Here is a 20,246-nt window from a genome sequence, read left to right as displayed (position 1 = left end):
GATACTGAGATTTCTTACTTTGATTCATCCTCTGCCGAAGCTTCTTCGGCGATCTCTTGTAGCATTTTTTTCATTTCTGCTGTTAGGGGATAATCCGCCAACATATCAGGTCGCCGATGATAAGTTCGTCTCAAGGATTCTTTTAAGCGCCATTCTTCGATCAGTTTGTGGTTGCCGTTCATCAAGACTGGTGGGACCGTCATCCCTTGAAATTCTGCTGGTCGCGTGTACTGCGGGTGTTCAAGCAACCCTGTGGAGTGGGAATCAGTCTGCGCAGACGTCTCGTTTCCTAGCACTTCAGGCAGCAAACGAACGGTCGCATCGATCATCACCATCGCGCCTAATTCGCCACCAGTCAAAACATAATCCCCGAGAGAAACTTCATCCGTCACTAGCGAACGAATTCGTTCATCATACCCTTCATAATGTCCGCAGATAAATACCAGATGCTCTTCTTGCGAAAAAGATTCGGCCATTTTTTGATCGAATTTCTTACCGGCAGGGTCTAACAAGATAATACGTTTTTTGGTTTGCGGGGTGGCAGTTTCAATCGCTTTTAAATTATCATAGATCGGCTGAACTTTCAGCAGCATCCCTGCCCCTCCGCCATAAGGGTAGTCATCTACTGTTTGGTGTTTGTTGTCCGAAAATTCGCGAAAGTTTGAGACATTGATTTCTAGAAGCTCTTTTTCCCGAGCTTTTCCAATGATCGATTCCCCCATTGGGCCGTCAAACATTCTTGGGAATAAGGTTAAAACATCAATCCTCATCATCCAACAACCCTTCTGGGATCTCAATATGCACTTCGCCTTTATCCAAATCAATTTGCTTTACCACTGATTCGATGTAGGGAATCAACGCATCTTTTTTGCCTTTGCGTTGGACTACCCAAACATCATTGGCACCGGGAGATAGGATTTCTTTGATTTTTCCTAGTTCTCTGGCTTGCTCATCAATGACGGTCAAGCCGATGATTTCATGATAGTAATACTCATTTTCTGTTAGTTCGCTTAATTCGTCTTTTGAAACTTTTAAAATACCGTCTCGCAAAGGTTCCACATCATTGATCGTGGGGTACCCCTCGAATGTCAATAAATCAAAATTCTTGTGTTTACGATGACCAGCGACGGTTAATTCCAGCGGTGCTTTATTTTCTCGAAACAGTGTTAATCGTTGCCCTTTACGGTAGCGTTCTTCTGGGAAATCGGTTTGCGAGATCACTCGTACTTCTCCCCGGATTCCGTGGGTATTGACAATTTTTCCTACATTTAAAAATTCAGTCACGATTGGTCCTCATTTCCTTTATAATCCTTCTCATTTTAGCATGGGCAGTTAAGGAATTCTAGTGTTTTCCCGAGGAGGAACTGCTTGGATCATCAACAAGCATGGATTTTCCGCTCCCCAAAGGGTGGGAAAAGTTTCCACCGGCAAGAATCCCATAGATCGATAAAAGTTTCGTGTACGCTGATAATATTGGTCTGGATGCGTCTCTGCCAATGTCTTAACCTGTAAAAAGGCCATACTTTCTCGTTGGCACCAACGGATGGCTTCTTGGATCAATTGGCTGCCGATTCCTTGATGGTGATCGGCTTTCAATACGCCCATAACATAGATCTCAGCAGTCGCTGGACTTGTTTTTACAAGGGTCAAAAAACCTTTGTTTTCTACTACGATCATTTCTTGATAGGCACTTTTTTCAATATAATCGGCAGTGCTTTCAGGCAGACCGAACCATTCCGGCAAATCAGCCAGAATGGTTTGTGCGATCTGTTTCTTTTCTTGAGGATCAGATAAATACGTAATTTGCATGACTTCCTCCTACACGTTAGATTGGCTCTTTTATTGATTCATTGAGACAGCCATTTTCAATGCGGATAAAGGATCTTGATGTTGCAAGGTATAAGTGATCTTACTGTCTTGCCAAGAAACGCTGTTAGCCGTGTAATCTGATTTTCCCATATCAATGGTGATTTGACCAATTCCTGGAGCGGGCAGCATAGCTTCTTCTAAATAGGCCACGATTTTTTTTGCTACTGGCACGGGATCTTGATTTTCTTGATTGACTGCTCGTACCGTCAAGTTCCAATTGCCTTCTTGCCAACTTAGATAACTGGAACCAGCTGCACCTTGCATATGACCAGTGATGTTATGTCCTAGATCGACCGCCTGTCCGCCTTCATCAAGGTTCGCATGTACAGCCTCCGCCGCTTGGTCTTCATTTTCGTAAGCAGCATTTTTGTAGCTAGCGATTGGTGTCTCATTGTTCAATGATGGATCATTCAATTCTCGTTGATCATTTAACTGATAATAGAGGATAGAGAGTTGATCTGTCCCTTCGTCGGTTGCAGCATTCAAGGTCTTTTGCTCCGTCAGCGGCACCTCTGATGGCAAGCGATCCTGCGGAAAAGCAGCTGACAACTGATCCAGTGTTCCTGCTTGGGTAACTGTCTTACTTGAAGTTTGCGCGGCACTGCTGGAGGCTGCCTCACTACTACTGCTACTGCTTTCAGAAGAAATGGTTGTACTAGTATGAGTGCTTGAATGGGTTGACTCAGACTTATCCGTATTATTTTTCGTGTCGCATCCTGCTAATGCCCCAATGGCCAATACTGTCACTAGGAGACCTATTTCTTTTTTCATGATGATTCCCCCTTTTTATAGAGCATACCTTTTCCAAAATAAAAAGACAAACAACTTTGCTTGTCTCCTGTTCCTAGCTAATCCTATTCGAAATCCAGCTTTGCAAGGCTTGCCAGCCGTCTTTTACCCATTGAATTCCTTGGTCCAAATAAGTTGGTAGTTGGTCCCAGCGGAAATCTCGTGTCCATTGACTAACTTGTGTAAAGATGACATCCCGATAGATCCATAGTAAAAATAGCAAAAACAATACGCCTAATGTGCGCCAGATAAATGACCCCACTTTATAAATAAAGATCAAAACAAAAATAAATAGGATCCATGCAATCACTTGTGACATACTCCCGCCTCCTTTTTCTTATTATCTCAAAAATCAGCCGATCTGTCATAGGTCTTGAGCATGAACTAACAGGATAGAAAAAAAGCATCACTCAATGAGTGATGCGATCAATTACTTTCCATCAATGATATTTAAACGGACCTTTTTGGGGCCGTTGGTGCGAACCCCGTAAACGATCGTCCGGATTGCTTTAGCCACCCGACCTTGTTTACCAATGATTCGTCCGATATCTTCCGGAGCAACTGTAAGATTATATTCAAAGAAATCTTCTGATTCAACCACATCAAGCTGGATCTCCTCAGGTTTGGTCACTAATGGTGAAACGATCGTTAAGACTAATTCTTGCAAATCATTCATCCGTCGTCACCTTATTTCTTAGTGAATTTAGCTTCGTGGTGTTTTTTCATTACGCCTTCTTTTGAAAGAATATTGCGTACTGTATCAGAAGGTTGCGCACCTTTTGATAACCAATCAAGAATCAAATCTTCTTTGATTGTCACTTCAGCTGGGTCTTGCAAAGGATTGTAAGTACCTACTGTTTCGATGAAACGTCCGTCACGAGGAGAACGTGAATCTGCTACGACAATACGGTAAAAAGGTTTCTTTTTAGAACCCATGCGTTTTAAACGAATTTTTACTGCCATTATTTACACCTCCATTGTTTTAATCACAAGAGCTAGTTTAACAGGTTTTACTGACGGTGTAAAGAGTTTTTTCTTTACAGTCTCTTTTTTTCTGTTTCTTTCTTCTATAGGTTATCTTTTGCCAGATTTTCCTGCAACGCGTATCATTAGAGAGAGACAGTCATTATAGCTGAGACATCGCTTTATGACTGGATTTTTTAGGCAAATGCTTTTTATTTGTCAGTTTTACTTACTTTTGGTAAGATAAAACATGTAAAAGATATGAGGAGGAATTCAACATGACAAAAAAAATTGGTTTTATCGTTGGTAGTTTACGCGAAGGCTCTTATAACAAGCTGGTAGCGAAGAAATTTGCAGAATTATTGCCAGAAGGTTTCGAAGCTGTCTTTTTAGAAATCGGCAATCTCCCATTTTATAATGAAGACTTGGAAGTAGAAGGCAAAGTGCCTACAGAATGGACAACATTCCGTAATGAATTGCAAAGTGTGGACGGTGTATTCTTCTTTACACCAGAGTACAATCGTTCTGTACCAGCAGCATTGAAAAATGCCTTGGATGTCGGTTCACGGCCTTACGGAGCAAGCAGCTGGAGCGGGAAACCTGCTTTAGTCGTAAGTGTTTCACCAGGTGCGATCGCTGGTTTTGGTGCGAACCATCACCTGCGTCAATCATTGGTATTCTTAGATATGCCGACTTTGCAACAACCAGAAGCTTATATCGGTGGAATCATGAACTTGATCGATGAAAACAATACGATCAAAGAAGATACCGTCAACTTCTTCCAAACAATCGTTGATAACTACATCGACTTGTTTAACCGTTACAACTAAAAACCGGTCACGATTTTGTGACAGTCAGATAAGAAACGCACACTCACTGATCTATCCCATAAGGGAAACCAGTGAGTGTGCGTTTTTTTGCTGGATGGTTCAATGTAAACTCTGAGTGAATCATAAGGAAGTATCTGCAACACAGAAAAAGAGAAACTCAGAAAGCAAGCCATCTATTTCCGTTGATAGTGGATCTCTACGAGTTCACCCATTTGCGTCATATCCACGAATTGTAAACGAGTAGTATACTCTCCTGGCTCAAACAAGCGCTTGCCTGTTCCTAATAACACAGGAGCGATCTGTACATACCATTCATCAATCAGATCTGCTTCCAATAAAGGGTGCAATAACTTTCCACCGCCAACCAACCAAACCGTTTTCTCTTTTTTCAATTGTGATAAAAAAGCAACCGGGTCTTGATCCACAACTACTGCGTCCGTTAAATCGGTCTGCATCTGACGGGAAAACACATAATTTTCTTTTTCTGGATAGAGCTTCTCCGTCGCCAACATTTTTTTGGCTTCTTCGTACGTCTTACGGCCCATCGCTGTTGCATCAATCGTTTCAAAAAATTTCTCATACGTAGTACTTGTCCCCGTATCGGTCTCCAACAACCAGTCCAATTGATCCTTTGCTCCAGCTAAATAGCCATCTAAACTGATAGCGCCATAAAAAACCAGTTTTCCCATATATGACTCCTCCTCGATTTTTCTCGTCTTCTTTCTAACGTTCCTCGTAACAGATACAGCTTGTCAGGTGATCGTTAACCATTCCTACAGCTTCCATGAATGCATAGATTGTCGTCGTTCCTACAAACTTAAAGCCACGGGCTTTCAAATCTTTCGCCAAGCGATCAGAAATTGGTGAATGGGTGGGTACTTCTGATTGTGTTTGAAAATGATTGATGACGGGTCGATGGTCGACATAACGCCATAAAAAATCAGAAAAACTGCCGATTTCTTGCTGAATCGCTAATACGAGTTGTGCATTATGAACTGCCGCTTCTATTTTTCTGCGATTACGAATAATACCTGGATCATCCATCAGTGCTAGAATTTTTTCCTCCGAATAATTGGCTACTGTCTCAATATCAAAGTGATCATATGCTTGATCAAAGTTTGACATCTTGTTCAAAATCGTTTGCCAACTCAGCCCTGCTTGATTCATATCTAAAACCAACTTACGAAACAACTGCTGATCATCATACTCCGGTTTCCCCCAGACATGATCATGGTACTCTTGCATTGCGGGACTACTTGTTGCCCAACCACAACGAGTCATAGTCACTCCTCCTTTTTGTCTTATTTTAGCAAAAGTTCTTTACTTTTGATAGTGTACTACGTATACTAGTACACATAAATGAAAGGGGCTGAGTACATGGTCATGATCAACAAGACAAGCAGCAAACCTTATTACGAGCAGCTGATATTGAGCATCAAAGAAGACATCTTGCATGGTGTTTTGAGACCGGGTGATCAAATTCCTTCGGTTCGTGAGATGGCCAAACGCTTGTTGATGAATCCAAATACCGTCAGCAAGGCCTACAAAATATTAGAAAATGAGCAGGTCTTGATCACCATCAAAGGCAAAGGAACGTTTGTCAAAGCACTGGACAGTGTTCCACGCGACGAGCGGCGCATCCAACAATTAAAAGAACGATTGAAAGAATTAGTGATCGAGGCAGGACATTTGCAGATCAGCATCCAAGAAATCACTGCTTGGGTCACTGTTTTTGAAGAAGAACTGGGAGGGATCAATAAATGAACCTAGAAGGCGTTACAAAGAAAATTGAAGGGACTACTATTCTAGAAGATGTTACATTTTCATTGCGCAAAAATGAAATCGTTGGCTTGATTGGGCGCAACGGCTCTGGAAAAACCACGCTTTTCCGTACACTCTCAGGACAGTACGCTTTAGACGGCGGCGAAATCATGATTGATGGTCAATCATTGGCTCAGAAGCCACAACTAAAGGAAAACTTATTTTATATCGATGAAAAAGAGAACTTTTTAGCGGCGTATTCATTGAAAAAAATCAATGCCTTTTATCGTCTCGCCTATTCCCACTTTAATCAAAACCTTTATCTTGAGCTGATGCAGAGCAATGGATTGCCGCTTGGCCATTCGTATCGCCGAATGTCTAAAGGCATGCAAGGATTGTATAAAATGATCTTAGCCATTGCTTCAAATGCCGATTACTTGCTATTGGACGAACCTTTTGACGGTTTAGATATTATTGTACGCAAAAAGGTCATTGGCCTTTTGTTAGAAAACTTGAGTGAATCTAATCGCACAGCCATCATCGCTTCTCATAATCTAAATGAGCTTGAGAACATTATCGACCGAGCCCTTTTAATCAAAGGAAGAACAATCGCTAAAGATTATCGGTTAGAAACGATGCGGGAAAATGCCCGTAAAATTCAATTCGTCTTTCGTGGGAAACAGGTACCGCCAATGATCAAACAGCATTCAAAATTGATCAATCGTCAAGGGCGGGTGATTGTTGCTTTGTTCGAAGAATACGACGCGGCATTAGAAGAACAGATCCGGCAACTAGAGCCGTTGCTCTTTGAAGAACTCCCATTGACCTTGGAAGATTTATTTGAAGCCAATTTGAGTCAAGAATCCTTGTTGAAAGGTTAGAGGTGAAAGAAAATGTTAAAACAAATTTATTGCCAGCGATATGGCAAACTGTTGCTTGGCTTTTGTCTGATCTTGGTTTTGATTTATGCAGGAATGGGCTGGGATACCCAACGTTCTTGGCACAATCAAAAGAACTATTTTGATTCAGAAGAATTCAAGAAAGATTTCCAAGAGCATCCTGATTACTATATTAAGGACTATAACGGAGAAAAACCAGTCTATTACTCATCGATCGATGAATACAAGGATGAAAACTTGCTCATTTATAATAGGCCGGTACCAGAAAGTAATGGACAGGATACGTATATTGCTAATTTCAATACCTCAGGCGCTTATTTTATTCTTCCATTATTGTTTGTTTTTGGTTTTCTTAGTTTTTTCATTGATCAAAAGACAAATTTCAATCGTTTTTTATTCTCATTGCCGTTTAAAAAACGACAGATTTTCCGTCAAAAAGCGGTTTTCTTATTTGCACCGATCAGTTTCGCTTTAATCATTGGTATTTTGAGCAATATTTGCATTCGCTACTTGATGATTCCCTCCGAATATTTCCAAATTCCGCTATCAGATCTATTCGCATCTGGTGTTGGTACGTTTGTAGGAAATTTGGCAGTGACAGCCATCGGATCCTTATTAGGGGTGCTTTTGGGCAATCTCTTTTTCGGTCCATTAACGATCGTTTTGATTTTTTTCTTGATGAGCGGTTTTTACAGTTTTTACTATAATCTGCAAGAATTTCTGAGCTTTTTCTTCTATGGAAAAGGGGGGCACTTAGTCTTGAACAATCTTTGGAATGACTGGCCCAATGGCTTACCAGTCAATTGGTGGGCAGTCTTCGCCACACTACTCCTATCCTTGTTGTTGATTGCTGCTGCTCAAGAAGTGTTCGCCCGCATCTCCTTAGAAAATGACGGCGACTATCTGACGGTTCCCGCCTTTCGATTGTCCGTCTTTTTAGTGATGGCCATTGGTACTTGGTTCTACTTGATCAATATGAATTGGTTGCTGGTCCAACTCTATTATGATGACTTCTCTCAAACGAGAACTATCGTTTCGATTTGTATTTACTTAGTGGTCTGTCTTGTAGTCAGCTTCCTATTGGTTTATCCGAAAGCAATCAAAAAATGGTGGCATGCTCGTCGCTTTATGAATAGCCGGACTGTCAGCTAGCACTTCTTTGACAGTCTTCCTTTTTAAAAGAAAAAAACAACCGTTAACGAAATCGTTAACGGTTGTTTCAGTTAAATTAGCGGTTAGGCTTATCTTTATCGTCATGTTTATCAAAGAAATGATTCACTTTGCGAGAAACGTCATCTGCAAAGTCTTCTACTTTATCTTTCACTTTACCGTATTCGTTTTGGGTTTTCCCTTTTAATTCTTCGGAGTCATCGCCCGTAACTTTCCCTTTTGTTTCAGTAATTTTACCTTCAACTCGATCTTTGTTTGTCATCGTCACTTGCTCCTTTCAATTACTATAAATAAATAGTAGCATCTATCCGTCTAAAGCACGAATATTTTGCCTTGCAACGCGTTCAAGTACTTAATGAATCTACTTGGATCAGCTAGTTAAACCATCTATCCTTGCTCAGCCGATACATGTTCAAAGGTCGCTATATTACGTTTCAGCTATCGATCCAACTGATAGGTATTCCCTTTTCCAAACAAGCAACTGACGAACAGAAGACCGCAAACGAAAAAAGCAACCGTTGTCGACCAAACCATCTTCTAGTATCAGAAATGATCCTGGAATCTTTTCGATACTTCTCATGGTGATCAGCATAACGGCTGCTTGCTTATTTCAGTTAATTATTTACGTTTTTTCTTTTTCTTCTTTTGTTTTTTGACCATTCGGTTCATGGCCATTTTACCTAATTTTCCTTTAACACCGCCGCCAAACATTTGATCCATACCCGGGATATTCATATTCCCTTTGGTCATTTGTTGCATCATTTTTCGGGATTCTTTGAATTGTTTGATCATCCGATTGACTTCGACCACGCTATTTCCAGACCCCGCTGCGATCCGACGACGACGACTTGGATTCAGCAAATCAGGATTCTCCCGTTCTGCAGGCGTCATTGAATAGACCATCGCTTTTTGACGCGCGATTTGTTTCGGATCGACTTTGACGTTTTCGATACCTGGCATTTGACTCATTCCTGGAATCATCTTCAAAAGATCTTCGATAGGTCCCATGCCCATCACTTGGTCGATCTGCTCAACAAAGTCATTGAAGTCGAAGGAATTTTCTTTCATTTTTTGCGCTAATTCTTCTGCTTTTTTCTCGTCGTAATCTTGTTGGGCTTTTTCGATCAGCGTCAACATGTCTCCCATACCTAAAATACGGCTGGACATCCGATCAGGGTGAAAGACTTCTAAGTCTGTCAGTTTTTCCCCAGTACCGGTAAATTTGATTGGCGCACCAGTCACTTGTCGAATGGAAAGCGCAGCACCCCCACGAGTATCCCCGTCTAGTTTCGTAATAACGACCCCAGTAATACCTAATTGTTGATTGAAGCTGTCGGCGACATTCACGGCATCTTGTCCAGTCATCGCATCAACGACTAAGAGGATTTCATTCGGCTGTGCTAACTCTTTGATCTGCTTCAATTCATCCATCAATGTTTCATCGATGTGTAAACGACCGGCAGTATCGATTAGGACATAATCATTTTTCTTTTCTCTTGCCAATGCCATCCCTTGACGAACGATCTCAACAGGACTGACATCGGTTCCCATATCAAAAACTGGTACATCTAATTGTTGGCCTAAAACTTTCAGCTGATCGATCGCTGCTGGACGGTACACGTCTCCTGCGATCATCAAAGGCCGCGCATTTTCTGTCTTGATCAAATGGTTGGCTAATTTCCCAGCAAATGTCGTTTTACCGGCCCCTTGCAGACCAGCCATCATAATAACAGTCGGGATTTTTGGTGATTTCTCAATACCAACTGTTTCAGAACCTAATGTTTTGGTCAGTTCCTCATCAACGATCTTGACGATTTGTTGCGCGGGAGATAAGCTGTCTAAGACTTCTGCTCCAACTGCACGTTCACGAACATTTTTGGTAAATTCCTTGACTACTTGTAAATTAACGTCGGCTTCTAATAAAGCCAAACGAATCTCCCGCATCATTTCTTTTACATCTGCTTCAGAAACTTTCCCTTTCTTACGCAGTTTGCTCATCGCCTGCTGTAGGCGTTCTGTTAAACTTTCAAATGCCATCTTTTTTCATTCCTTTATTCTTCGATTTCTTGGATCTCTTCGATCAACGAGCGCAATGTCTCATCTTTGGGATAGTGCGTCTTGGTGTACTCAGATAATTGCTCCAACAAGTCTTCCCGCATCATATAATCCGAAAACATGTGTAGTTTTTTTTCATAGTCTTCAAGAATTTTTTCCGTTCGTTTGATATTATCATACACTGCTTGCCGACTTACATGGTATTCTTCTGCAATCTCACCTAATGAGAAGTCATCTGCATAATACAATTCCATATAATTCATCTGCTTCTCAGTTAACAGTGTAGAATAAAATTCAAACAACGCGTTCATTCGATTGGTTTTTTCAATCTCCATTATTTTCCTCCTGCTCAGCAAGCCAGTCGACATCCGACAGCACGGTCATTCCTTGTTGTTGAAAATAAGCACTGGCGACACCAACACCTTCTTTTTTGACTCCTGAAAAATTGCCGTCGTAAACAATCCGACTGCCGCAAGAAGGACTTTTTTCTTTTAAGATCAGTTGCGTGATCCCAAGATCGCGTAATTTTTGATAGGCAAGGTTTGCGCCGATCATAAATTGTTCTGAGACATCTTCTCCAGTGACAGTAATGACTTTGGCTTTTTGTGACCAAACATCTCTACCGTCCCCACCAACAATTTCTGCTGGCTCACGAGGAATTGGCAACCCGCCAAGGACTTCTGGACAGACCATCACTGCTTGACCAGTTTGAACGAGTTCAACCAGTTGAGCAACCGCTTGATGCTGCCCGTCATAGCGGCACATGACCCCACCTAAACATGCACTGATTCCAATCATCGAACACCCTCAGCTTTCTTCTCAAATCGTCCTTTATTATAGCATTTATTTGTGGTAGACAATAGTACCAATTCTTTATTCATGCTAAAATATAGCTAGAACAACGTAAAATGATTGTTCCTTTGTTAAGAAAGGAGTTCATGATGAAAAAAATTCTCGTGGTAGATGATGAACCATCTATCGTTACTTTACTTACATTCAATTTAGAAAAAGAAGGATACCAAGTCGTTTCGGCTGTCGACGGTAAAATGGGGGTTGATCTGGCACTATCTGAAGATTTTGACTTCATTATCTTAGATGTGATGTTGCCGCAAATGGACGGTATCGAAATCACCAAGAAACTACGACAAGAAAAAATCGAGACCCCTATTTTAGTTTTAACCGCTAAAGATGATCCGATTGATCGGATTCTTGGGCTTGAAATCGGAGCAGATGATTATTTGACCAAGCCCTTTAGCCCTAGAGAAGTGCTTGCTCGGATGAAAGCAATCTTTAGACGGTTGGAACCGCGAGGCACTGCAGATCTTTCGGATCAGCCAGCAGAAATGTTGCAAATTGGTGACATTTTAGCAGACTTGACCAATTACCAAGTAAGCGTCAAGGGAGAAAAGATTTTTCTGACTCCAAAAGAGTTTGAACTGCTAATATACTTCATGAAACGGAAAGGCCGTGTGATCGACCGCGATACGCTGCTGAATCGCATTTGGAATTTTGACTTTGATGGCCAAAGCCGAATCGTTGATGTGCATATCAGTCATTTACGCGAAAAGCTGGAACGTGACCCGAAACATCCCGAGTATTTAGTAACAGTTCGCGGATTTGGCTATAAATTTCAGGAGCCTCATTCATGAAACGCTTTGGCTATGGCCTATGGAGTCTGCTATTAGCCGTACTGTTTATCATCTGCTGGCAGTTTCTTAGCAGCTTCTATCGCCAGCAAGTGATTGCCCAACAAGTAGACTTCTTGGAAGAAAAAGCGGCGATTTTCTTGAACCTTTCTGATAATCAACCAGCGACATTGCAACAATTTGCTGATGCCTATGTACAGGATAGTTCCAGCCGGATCACTTTATTGGACAAGGATGGGCGGATCATCTACGATACTTACGATTCGTCTTTAAAAGAAAGCAGAGCCAACCGGCCTGAAGTGCAGGCAGTCTTAAAAGGTAGTAATCTGGGCCAGTCTTTGCGAAAAAGTGATACATTGAATGAAGAATTGCTGTATGTTGCGATCCCTGTCAAAGAAGATGGCAACTTGCAGCAAATTTTGCGGATCGCTGAACCAACGGCACCTTTTTTTGCTAAAAGCCAAACCATTCAGCGTTCGATCTTTTTCGTTTATCTCCTATTTTGTTTATTTGTCAGCTTTTTGACGTTTCATGCGTTACGTCAAAGAAATCGTCCTGTGCAGACTATTTTGCCTGTTCTAAAAAAAATGATTTCTTCTCCTGATCAACAGGCGATCATTATGCAAGAAACACCTGAGCATGATGACTTATACCAGACGATCAATCAATTGAGTGAACAAATGAGTCGAACCTATCAAGCTTATGCCGCTTCTGAGCAACAATTGTATGGCCTGTTGAATGAACTGATGATCGGGGTTTTTATCATTGATCAGGATGACCGATTGTTATTGCTGAACCCTACCATGCAAGAGCAGCTAGGGATCGAAGCATTGCCTCAGTTGCCACAACCATTCACTGAAGTGATTCATGATACACAGTTGATTCAATTAATTTATCACATGAACGAGCAGACCCCTTCTTTACAAGAAGAAATTGCTTTGAGTGATGATCATCCGCGAGTTCTTGATGTAACATTGCGTCTCTTTAATGAAAATGAGTTGTTAGGGATCTCTTATGATCTGACTCGGGTGCGTCAATTAGAAAAAATGCAAAAAGATTTCGTCGGTAATGTTTCTCATGAATTGAAAACGCCAGTCACTTCTTTGATTGGTTTTACGGAAACATTATTGGATGGTGCCTTAGAAGATCGAGAAACATTGGTTTCGTTCCTTAAAATCATCCAAAAAGATGCCTATCGTCTAGAAAATTTGATTCAAGAGATTATTCTCCTATCCAAAGATAGTCATTCATTTGATTACACCGCACAAGAAATCAACCTTCGAGCATTGATTGAGCAAATCATCCGTTCCTATGAACCAATTGCACGAGAAAAACAGTTGTCCTTTATCATCAATGGTCCTGAAGAATTGATTTTCATCTCAAAAAGAGAGCTACTGCAACCAATCTTAAAAAATTTGATTGAAAATGCAGTCAATTATTCCAAATCACAAGGGACCATCCAAGTTGACTATTCGTATCGAGCAAAACAATTACAGCTTTCAGTTCGTGACCAAGGGATCGGTATAGATCGAGAAGATCAAGTTCGGATCTTTGAACGTTTTTATCGCGTAGATAAAGCTCGTACGCGTAATTCAGGAGGAACCGGCTTAGGACTAGCCATCGTTAAAGATTATACGAAACTGTTAGGCGGCACTATCACAGTTGACAGTTTCCCAGGGGCTGGCTCAACGTTTACGATCACACTTCCTCTTGAGACCAAAAAAAATTCAGGACCTGCGTAATCTATACGCAAGTCCTGAATTTTTTAGTTTACTTGGCGAGTGGCCGATTCATTAATATAACCTTGCCAAATGCCTTTGTTGTCATAAATTGATAAGTAATTGCTTCCGTTAAAATGACGATATACATATCTTGCTTCATACGTCTCTTGTTTCATTGCATCTGTAACGGTACTTTTCTTTTTCCAGTTAAAGTTTTGCCACAAAGGAAAATTTTGTGTGAACTTTATTTTCTTATGATAGCTTTGTGCACTCCCAGCTGCATTATCCGCCATCTTCATTCCACCACTATTAATATATCCTTGCCAAGTACCTCGATTATCATATAAAGAATAATAGGTACTGCCATTAAAATGATTATAATAGCGTTTCACTTGCAATGTCTGTCCATAAACGTTAGCACTTTTATTTTTTTCTTTCCAAGAAAAATTTTGCCATATTGAATAATTTTTACTAGTAACCGTTCCGTATTGTCCACTGGATAACACAGCACCCGCTGCATTGTCGGCAACTTTCGTGGCATTTGCATTAATATAACCCACCCAATTGTCTTGATTGTCATATAATGAAAAATAAACGCTGCCGTTCAAATGCTCATAACGATATTTAATTTTTAGCGTCTGGTGCAAATAAGAACTACTTGACGCACGCATTTTCCAAGAAAAATTTTGCCAAATCGAGTAATTTGCACTAGTGATTGTTGTATAGCGTCCGTCGCTAATAGCTGGACCTTGATTCTCCACACTAAGCTTTGCAGAATCGATATAACCGATCCATTTACCATTGAGATCATATACTGAATCATATACGACACCATTAAAATGACGATAGGTGCCTGTTACCTTGTAAAGATTCCTCAACATTTCTTCTGATACTATTGCTGTGGAATCGAAATTAAAATTGCGATAAACCGTTCCGGTCGAACGAAACTTTACATACGTTTCTTTTGACTGCCAACTTCCTTGTGCGCCATCAGTTGTCTTAGTTCCACCAGCATTAATATAACCTATCCAAGTACCTTGATTATCGTACACAGAAAAATACGTACTACCATTGATATGCTCGTAACGATATTTTATTTGTAACGTTTGACCCAAATAATCTTTTGAATCTGCTTTTTTCTTCCAAGAAAAATTCTGCCAAATCGTGTAGTTATCTTTCGTAATCGTAGCGTAGCGGTTGTCTGGTATTGCTCCTCCTTGCCCCTGACCAGTAAAGTATTTCTTATAGTCAGAAGACATATCGAAGGTCCCACTGACTCCTGGGAAAGAAAGATTATAGGTCCACTGCCATGCACTATATTCCGTGAATTTTTGTCCTGCAGGAACATACGGATAATTCGCGATCCAGACATTACTATAGCCAAGTGCAGCAGGATCGATCGCTTTTTGAGTGACCCAAAGTACCCCAGTGTAATGATGGGTATTACTATAGCCTAATTCTTTGATACGATTGGCAAATACTTTAGAAAGTGCAGTATGATCTGCTTTTCCCATTATTTGATTGTCCTCGATATCATTAACCATCAAAGCTGAGGTTGGCAGCTTCAATTCTTTGGCATATTTGACAAAATACTCGGCTTCTGCTTTAGCTTGCGCTTCTGTCGTGAACCAACTGTAATGATAAGCATGTACTACCAGTCCTGCCGCTTGAGCATTCGCAATTTGAGATGCTGCTAATGGATTGCGATAAGAAGTAGCTTCTGTCAATTTCACAACCACGGAAGAAATACCATAACTTTTGATAATCTTGTATTGTTCCACGCTAATGATGCCATTGTGAGAAGAGACATCAATAAAATCCTGACTAGGAGTCGATGGGTCTCCGGCTTCAATAAACGCGACGTCTGCTGAACGCAGAGAACGCCGCTGAATGCCCACCTGTTCTTTCAAATCGGAACGATTTCTGCTCGATGGATCAAGTCCACCTTGAACATCATAAATTTTTTCGGGTTCTTCTTGTGTTTCTTGCTGTGATTCATCTGAAGCTTGTGTTTCTTCTTTTGTACTTTCTTGACTACTCTTTTCTGAACTACTGGTATTCGAAGCTCCCTCTGAATCTGACAACACGGTACTTGAGCTCTCCGTTGATGAGGTTTCAGAAGTACTGGTTTCTTCCGTTATTCCTGTAGTTAGTATTTGACTGTTGCTTCCATTTTCTATAGCTAAAACAGTTCCTGTATTTCCTAAAAACAGTAGCGGCAAAAGTGCACAAATATATATAAAGTATTTTGTCTGTTTTGACATTTTTTTCCCCTTTCAATTTTACTCCTTTTCATTTTATAGGAAAAAAGCATAAAAATACAGAAAAAAAGGGCATTTATTTGCCCTTTTCGTCTCTGACTATTCATTGATAACTATAGTTTCTTAGTTTATATTCGTAACTTCCCCTTCAACACTACGTTCAACTTTCATTTCTGTGATTGGTAAGTATCCTAATTCTTTCACCACACCTTGTTGAATATCGTCACTCAACATGTAATCAAGAAATGTTTTGACGTTTGCATCTGGTTCGCCATTTGTATACATATGCTCGTAAGACCAAATTTTCCAGTCATTTGTAGCAATATTTTCTGGAGTTGCTTCAACACCGTCAATCGTTAATGCTTGTAAAGAATCATCCAGATAAGATAGAGCAAGATAGCTGATTGCTCCTGGTGTTTCTGCAACGATTTTGCGAACCGTTCCAGAAGAGTCTTGTTCTTGGGTTTGAATTGTTTCGGCCCCGTCAAGTCCCCATTTTTCAAATGTTGCCCGTGTACCACTACCAGAGGCACGGTTGATCACTGCGATCTCTTGGTCTTTTCCACCAAGTTCAGACCAATTTTTGGTTTTACCAGTGAAGATATCAATCAAGTCCTGTTTGCTGATATCTTTAACACCAACTTCTTTATTCACTACAGGAGCCATCCCAACTACGGCGACTTTATGGTCTACCAATTTGCTAGCATCTACTCCGTCTTTTTCTTCAGCAAAAACATCAGAATTACCGATTGTTACAGCACCAGCTTCTACTTGGCTCAGTCCTGTGCCGCTACCGCCGCCTTGAACAGTAATCATATAGTTTGGATTTTCAGAGGTGAAACTTTCTTGTGCAGCTTGAACTAATGGTTGTAGTGCAGTTGATCCAACAGCCAAAATTTCTACATTTCCAGACGCTGCTCCTGAAGCACTTGATTCATTTGATGCTTGACCGCTATCAGCAGCATTTGATCCGCTATTTCCACAGCCAGCTAGTAATAGTCCTGTTGCTAAAATTAAGAATCCCAGTTTTTTCATTTGTTAAATCTCCTTTCGTTATATGCTTAGTTTAGCAACCCCTTGTAAACCCATGATTGATTTAAAGTAAAGAATAGATAAACCCATGTAAATCTTTTGTAAACATTAAAATGTATCGCTCGTCATTGTTCCTCTCTTTTCATTGAAGTGAAAAGAGCTTGCCTGGTTCCTTCTTAAAAAGCAAAAGGTACAAGTGCCGCTGTGTGTTGTTCTTTATGACTCCATATTGGGGCTACACTTACTTTGCTTCGCACTGGCTTCTAGCGTGTTTGCGCTAAGACGAACTTACATGCCACTCTTCGAGTGTCAATCGCAGTGATTCATTTGAATGTGACTACGCTCTCTTTGATCGCCTAGTACTGCTCATCATCTACTCTGCCACTCTTCGAGTGTCAATCGCAGTGATTCGCAGCAAAAGAGCGTCCCATTGGGACGCTCTGATGTGTTTATTGATTTGGTTGTTTCTTCATATAATTACTTAGTCGCTTCATGGCTTCTTGCAGGTTCTCTTGGCTGGCTGCGTAGCTTAGGCGTACATATCCTTCGGCTTCGGGTCCGAATGCAATCCCTGGTATGATTGCTAATTGATTTTTTTCTGCTAAATCAACACAGAATGCCATCGAATCTTGTTCATAACCGGTTGGGATTTTTGCAAATAAATAGAAAGCTCCTGACGGCTTGGCGATTTCAAAACCTAATGCTGTCATTTTTTCATAGAGAAAATCACGTCGCTGACGGTACTCGGCTTTCATAACTGCAGCATCATTGATTCCTTCAACTAACGCTCTTACAGCTGCTTTTTGTGAAATCGTTGAGGCTGCCGTTACTAAATATTGATGAACTTTGATAATTTGGGCAGTTAAGGCAACGGGAGCAAAGATAAAACCAATCCGCCAGCCAGTCATTGCATGTGATTTTGATAACCCATTGATCAAAATGGTCTGTTCCGGTAAATATTCTGCGATCGATACATGGGGTGCGTCGTAAGAAAGTTCACTATAAATTTCATCACTAACGACAAACACAGGATATTTTTTCAGAACTTCCGCAAGTGCTTGAACTTCTTCACGAGAATAAACCACGCCGGTTGGATTACTAGGATAATTTAAGATAACCGCCTTGACCTGATCCCCATGCTCAATCAAAGCCGCTTCCAACATCTCCGGTGACAATACAAAATCGTTCGCTGTGGTATCTAAATAAATGGGGGTAGCGTGAGCTAGTTGAATCACGGGCTCATATCCGGGATAAATAGGTGCTGGCAAAAGGACTTTATCTCCTGGTTCCAGAATTGCTAATAAAGAAGCAGAGATTGCTTCAGTTGCACCGATAGTCACTAATACTTCTGATAACGGATCATAACTCAATTGATATTTTTCTTTTAAAAAAAGGCTTGCGGCTTCTCGAACATCCGTTAACCCGGCCATTCCTGAGTAATGGCTGTAATTTTGCTCAATTGCTTGAACACCAGCATTTTTGACATGATCCGGTGTATTGAAATCCGGTTCGCCTAATGTTAATTTCAAAATATCTGGTATACCAGATACCCGCTCATCAAATTTTCGAATCAAAGAAACAGCAATTTGATAGACTTCTTTGTTAAAACGTTGACTGACATCTGTCATCGTATCACTCCTATCCACACAAAGTTACCTTTTGTTATTGCTGTTAATCCTATCACATTTTGATCCGTAATTTAATACTTTCGCTAAAACAAAAAATAAAAAATCCATCTGTTTATATATTTGCAAACGATATTTGTAAATGTTAGTATATAAACAAACGAAAGGAGATGATTAAAGTGAATACTATTCCCGCCACCTCTTTGTCTGACTATGAACATGGGTATCGTTCCACAAAAACACATTATCAATGCCTATTCTGCGATGTTAATTATGAAAAAGGACAAATTTATCCAACCTCTGATCGCTTTTATACCGCCAAAAAATGCATCTTATTACATCTAAATGAGGTCCATGGTGGTTTACTGAATGCATTGCTGTCATTAAGTCGCGAGCAGACAGGTTTGTCAGAAAGCCAACAAGAGATCTTATCATTATTTGCGCAAGGACTCAGCGATGCCGTCATCGCGCAACGTCTAGGTATCTCTAATTCGACAGTACGAAATCACCGCTTTAAATTAAAAGAAAAAGAACGGCAAGCGAAAGTCTTTTTAAGTATTATGGCACATTTAGAGGAACAAGATTTTGTTCTTCCCCATACAGGAGCAACCATGTTGGATGATCGTTATGCAATCACCAGCGAAGAAAGAGAAAAAATCATTGCGACTTACTTCGATCAAGATGGGGTGATTCATCAATTCCCAAGTAAGGAAAAACGCAAAATCGTGGTATTGAGTGTTTTGGCTCAAAAATTTGATTCTCAAAAAAATTATTCCGAAAGTGCCGTCAATGATATTTTGAAACAGTTTATTGCTGACTACGTCACTGTTCGCCGCTATTTGATCGAATACGGATTCATGCAGCGAACCAAAGATGGTAAAACCTATTGGTTGACGGTTGCTTAGTGGGTCGCTGAAAAAGGCTGAGACTTAGCTGTTATCTGATGGTACTTTTTGATCCTAATCAGGAGTATCCTTTTCACACCTTTTGTCTCAGCCATTATTTCTATCGGTATCGACTAAACTCACACTATTACACTTACGCAAAAAAACAGTTATGCTGCAGCATAACTGTTAGTTTTCTTTAAGGAATATTTTTTTGATGATCAATTTATCAAAAAGCTGCGTTTGATTGTCTTGCTCGCCGATGACTTCGGCACTGATAGATTTTCCATCGGGCTTTTTGCGCAATTGATAGACAATCTTTCCGGTTTCTTTTAATTCATTGATCATGTCAACTACACCGCCAAAGCCTGTTTTGCGGGTAATAAAGCCTAATGCGACCATTCGTTCGTCCAAATTTTTTGCAGAAATCGTTGCCCCTGTGATCAATGCTTGCCGCATAATCTGTAAGAATTCTTCCAATCCCGCCACAGCTGGTTGATCCGGCTCTTCTTCCGCTAATGGCCGTTGATCCAGTTCCTGTAAGAGTGTTTCATATTGCTCTTGTGTCAGCATGACCCCCGCCACTTTTTCACGATTGAATACATATACTGCTGTTCCCGCTTCTCTCGCTTGATTAAATACATCCATCGGAGATTTTTTTACTTCAGTGATCGAAGTAGTGGGAACCTCTAACTTCTTCAGTTCCATTCTCAACGTCCTCCTTGTCTCAACGAACACATT

The 20,246-nt window shown here is 40.6% G+C and carries 24 protein-coding genes; 7 read left to right on the top strand and 17 right to left on the bottom strand.

Annotated features, from left to right (window positions below; translation table 11 throughout):
* Nucleotides 1–14 precede the first annotated feature (14 nt).
* The 7 genes from trmD to rpsP all read right to left on the bottom strand — a co-directional run bounded on the left by trmD (nt 15) and on the right by rpsP (nt 3,621).
* Nucleotides 15–770, bottom strand: a complete 756-nt coding sequence (gene trmD, locus IGJ45_RS04445) for a tRNA (guanosine(37)-N1)-methyltransferase TrmD (RefSeq protein ID WP_081131299.1) — start codon at nt 768–770, stop codon at nt 15–17.
* Nucleotides 760–1,284, bottom strand: coding sequence for a ribosome maturation factor RimM (rimM, locus tag IGJ45_RS04440; protein WP_003127690.1), 525 nt, complete (start codon nt 1,282–1,284; stop codon nt 760–762). The genes trmD and rimM overlap by 11 nt, the downstream gene beginning before the upstream one ends.
* 48 nt (nt 1,285–1,332) lie before the next feature.
* Nucleotides 1,333–1,809 carry a GNAT family N-acetyltransferase gene (locus tag IGJ45_RS04435; protein ID WP_081131251.1) on the bottom strand — a complete coding sequence of 159 codons (477 nt, stop codon included), beginning with the start codon at nt 1,807–1,809 and terminating at the stop codon, nt 1,333–1,335.
* A 30-nt stretch (nt 1,810–1,839) separates the two neighbouring features.
* Complete coding sequence (locus IGJ45_RS04430) at nt 1,840–2,640, bottom strand: hypothetical protein (protein WP_252712215.1); 801 nt, start codon at nt 2,638–2,640, stop codon at nt 1,840–1,842.
* Nucleotides 2,641–2,713: 73 nt separating this feature from the next.
* On the bottom strand, nt 2,714–2,977 hold the full coding sequence (locus IGJ45_RS04425) for a hypothetical protein (RefSeq protein ID WP_081131250.1): 264 nt from the start codon (nt 2,975–2,977) through the stop codon (nt 2,714–2,716).
* 111 nt (nt 2,978–3,088) lie between these two features.
* On the bottom strand, nt 3,089–3,334 hold the full coding sequence (locus tag IGJ45_RS04420) for a KH domain-containing protein (protein WP_003127686.1): 246 nt from the start codon (nt 3,332–3,334) through the stop codon (nt 3,089–3,091).
* An 11-nt stretch (nt 3,335–3,345) separates the two neighbouring features.
* On the bottom strand, nt 3,346–3,621 hold the full coding sequence (rpsP, locus tag IGJ45_RS04415; protein WP_003127685.1) for a 30S ribosomal protein S16: 276 nt from the start codon (nt 3,619–3,621) through the stop codon (nt 3,346–3,348).
* Between the two features lie 278 nt (nt 3,622–3,899).
* Between rpsP and IGJ45_RS04410 the strand changes: the two genes are divergently transcribed.
* The gene (locus IGJ45_RS04410; RefSeq protein WP_003127684.1) at nt 3,900–4,451 is read left to right on the top strand and encodes an NADPH-dependent FMN reductase; all 552 of its coding nucleotides are present in this window, start codon (nt 3,900–3,902) and stop codon (nt 4,449–4,451) included.
* A gap of 173 nt (nt 4,452–4,624) precedes the next feature.
* On the opposite strand, the gene IGJ45_RS04405 is transcribed toward IGJ45_RS04410, so the two are convergent.
* The gene (locus IGJ45_RS04405) at nt 4,625–5,140 is read right to left on the bottom strand and encodes a dihydrofolate reductase family protein (RefSeq protein ID WP_005471936.1); all 516 of its coding nucleotides are present in this window, start codon (nt 5,138–5,140) and stop codon (nt 4,625–4,627) included.
* A gap of 34 nt (nt 5,141–5,174) precedes the next feature.
* Entirely contained in the window at nt 5,175–5,732 is a 558-nt protein-coding gene (locus IGJ45_RS04400) for a DNA-3-methyladenine glycosylase I (protein ID WP_005471934.1), read from the bottom strand.
* A 96-nt stretch (nt 5,733–5,828) separates the two neighbouring features.
* On the opposite strand from IGJ45_RS04400, the gene IGJ45_RS04395 reads away from it, so the two are divergent.
* Genes IGJ45_RS04395 through IGJ45_RS04385 form a run of 3 tightly spaced genes read left to right on the top strand, consistent with a single transcriptional unit; the run spans nt 5,829 to nt 8,263 of the window.
* Nucleotides 5,829–6,215: a GntR family transcriptional regulator gene (locus IGJ45_RS04395; protein WP_003127681.1), complete on the top strand. Its 387-nt coding sequence runs from the start codon at nt 5,829–5,831 to the stop codon at nt 6,213–6,215.
* Complete coding sequence (locus IGJ45_RS04390) at nt 6,212–7,093, top strand: ABC transporter ATP-binding protein (RefSeq protein ID WP_005471930.1); 882 nt, start codon at nt 6,212–6,214, stop codon at nt 7,091–7,093. The genes IGJ45_RS04395 and IGJ45_RS04390 overlap by 4 nt, the downstream gene beginning before the upstream one ends.
* A gap of 12 nt (nt 7,094–7,105) precedes the next feature.
* Entirely contained in the window at nt 7,106–8,263 is a 1,158-nt protein-coding gene (locus tag IGJ45_RS04385; RefSeq protein ID WP_347083540.1) for an ABC-2 transporter permease, read from the top strand.
* A 76-nt stretch (nt 8,264–8,339) separates the two neighbouring features.
* Here IGJ45_RS04385 and IGJ45_RS04380 read toward each other — a convergent pair whose 3' ends face one another.
* From IGJ45_RS04380 to IGJ45_RS04365, 4 genes are all read right to left on the bottom strand, one after another.
* Nucleotides 8,340–8,543, bottom strand: coding sequence for a CsbD family protein (locus tag IGJ45_RS04380; protein WP_096710927.1), 204 nt, complete (start codon nt 8,541–8,543; stop codon nt 8,340–8,342).
* 356 nt (nt 8,544–8,899) lie between these two features.
* Nucleotides 8,900–10,318: a signal recognition particle protein gene (gene ffh / locus IGJ45_RS04375; RefSeq protein WP_003127677.1), complete on the bottom strand. Its 1,419-nt coding sequence runs from the start codon at nt 10,316–10,318 to the stop codon at nt 8,900–8,902.
* Nucleotides 10,319–10,332: 14 nt separating this feature from the next.
* Nucleotides 10,333–10,671: a putative DNA-binding protein gene (locus IGJ45_RS04370; RefSeq protein ID WP_003127676.1), complete on the bottom strand. Its 339-nt coding sequence runs from the start codon at nt 10,669–10,671 to the stop codon at nt 10,333–10,335.
* A complete protein-coding gene (locus IGJ45_RS04365; protein WP_349703940.1) occupies nt 10,661–11,134 on the bottom strand; it encodes a DUF523 domain-containing protein in 474 nt (157 codons plus the stop codon). The genes IGJ45_RS04370 and IGJ45_RS04365 overlap by 11 nt, the downstream gene beginning before the upstream one ends.
* Before the next feature lie 143 nt (nt 11,135–11,277).
* On the opposite strand from IGJ45_RS04365, the gene IGJ45_RS04360 reads away from it, so the two are divergent.
* Together IGJ45_RS04360 and pnpS are read left to right on the top strand one after the other, a co-directional pair.
* Nucleotides 11,278–11,985 (top strand): response regulator transcription factor, encoded by a 708-nt coding sequence (locus tag IGJ45_RS04360; protein WP_003127674.1) that lies wholly within the window; start codon nt 11,278–11,280, stop codon nt 11,983–11,985.
* The gene (gene pnpS / locus IGJ45_RS04355) at nt 11,982–13,724 is read left to right on the top strand and encodes a two-component system histidine kinase PnpS (RefSeq protein ID WP_003127673.1); all 1,743 of its coding nucleotides are present in this window, start codon (nt 11,982–11,984) and stop codon (nt 13,722–13,724) included. The genes IGJ45_RS04360 and pnpS overlap by 4 nt, the downstream gene beginning before the upstream one ends.
* Nucleotides 13,725–13,747: 23 nt before the next feature.
* Here pnpS and IGJ45_RS04350 read toward each other — a convergent pair whose 3' ends face one another.
* From IGJ45_RS04350 to IGJ45_RS04340, 3 genes are all read right to left on the bottom strand, one after another.
* Nucleotides 13,748–15,967 (bottom strand): GH25 family lysozyme, encoded by a 2,220-nt coding sequence (locus IGJ45_RS04350; protein ID WP_349703939.1) that lies wholly within the window; start codon nt 15,965–15,967, stop codon nt 13,748–13,750.
* Between the two features lie 120 nt (nt 15,968–16,087).
* Nucleotides 16,088–16,999 (bottom strand): phosphate ABC transporter substrate-binding protein PstS family protein, encoded by a 912-nt coding sequence (locus IGJ45_RS04345; RefSeq protein WP_005471921.1) that lies wholly within the window; start codon nt 16,997–16,999, stop codon nt 16,088–16,090.
* Nucleotides 17,000–17,445: 446 nt separating this feature from the next.
* On the bottom strand, nt 17,446–18,624 hold the full coding sequence (locus IGJ45_RS04340) for a pyridoxal phosphate-dependent aminotransferase (protein ID WP_029487166.1): 1,179 nt from the start codon (nt 18,622–18,624) through the stop codon (nt 17,446–17,448).
* 167 nt (nt 18,625–18,791) lie between these two features.
* On the opposite strand from IGJ45_RS04340, the gene IGJ45_RS04335 reads away from it, so the two are divergent.
* Complete coding sequence (locus tag IGJ45_RS04335; protein WP_003127669.1) at nt 18,792–19,526, top strand: DUF2087 domain-containing protein; 735 nt, start codon at nt 18,792–18,794, stop codon at nt 19,524–19,526.
* A 168-nt stretch (nt 19,527–19,694) separates the two neighbouring features.
* Here IGJ45_RS04335 and IGJ45_RS04330 read toward each other — a convergent pair whose 3' ends face one another.
* A complete protein-coding gene (locus IGJ45_RS04330) occupies nt 19,695–20,213 on the bottom strand; it encodes a prevent-host-death protein (RefSeq protein ID WP_029487167.1) in 519 nt (172 codons plus the stop codon).
* Between the last annotated feature and the right edge of the window lie 33 nt (nt 20,214–20,246).

Origin of the sequence: Enterococcus sp. DIV0574 (assembly GCF_051711125.1) — a bacterium.
GTDB lineage: Bacteria > Bacillota > Bacilli > Lactobacillales > Enterococcaceae > Enterococcus_D > Enterococcus_D gallinarum.
This window is presented reverse-complemented; position numbering and strand designations above follow the sequence as displayed.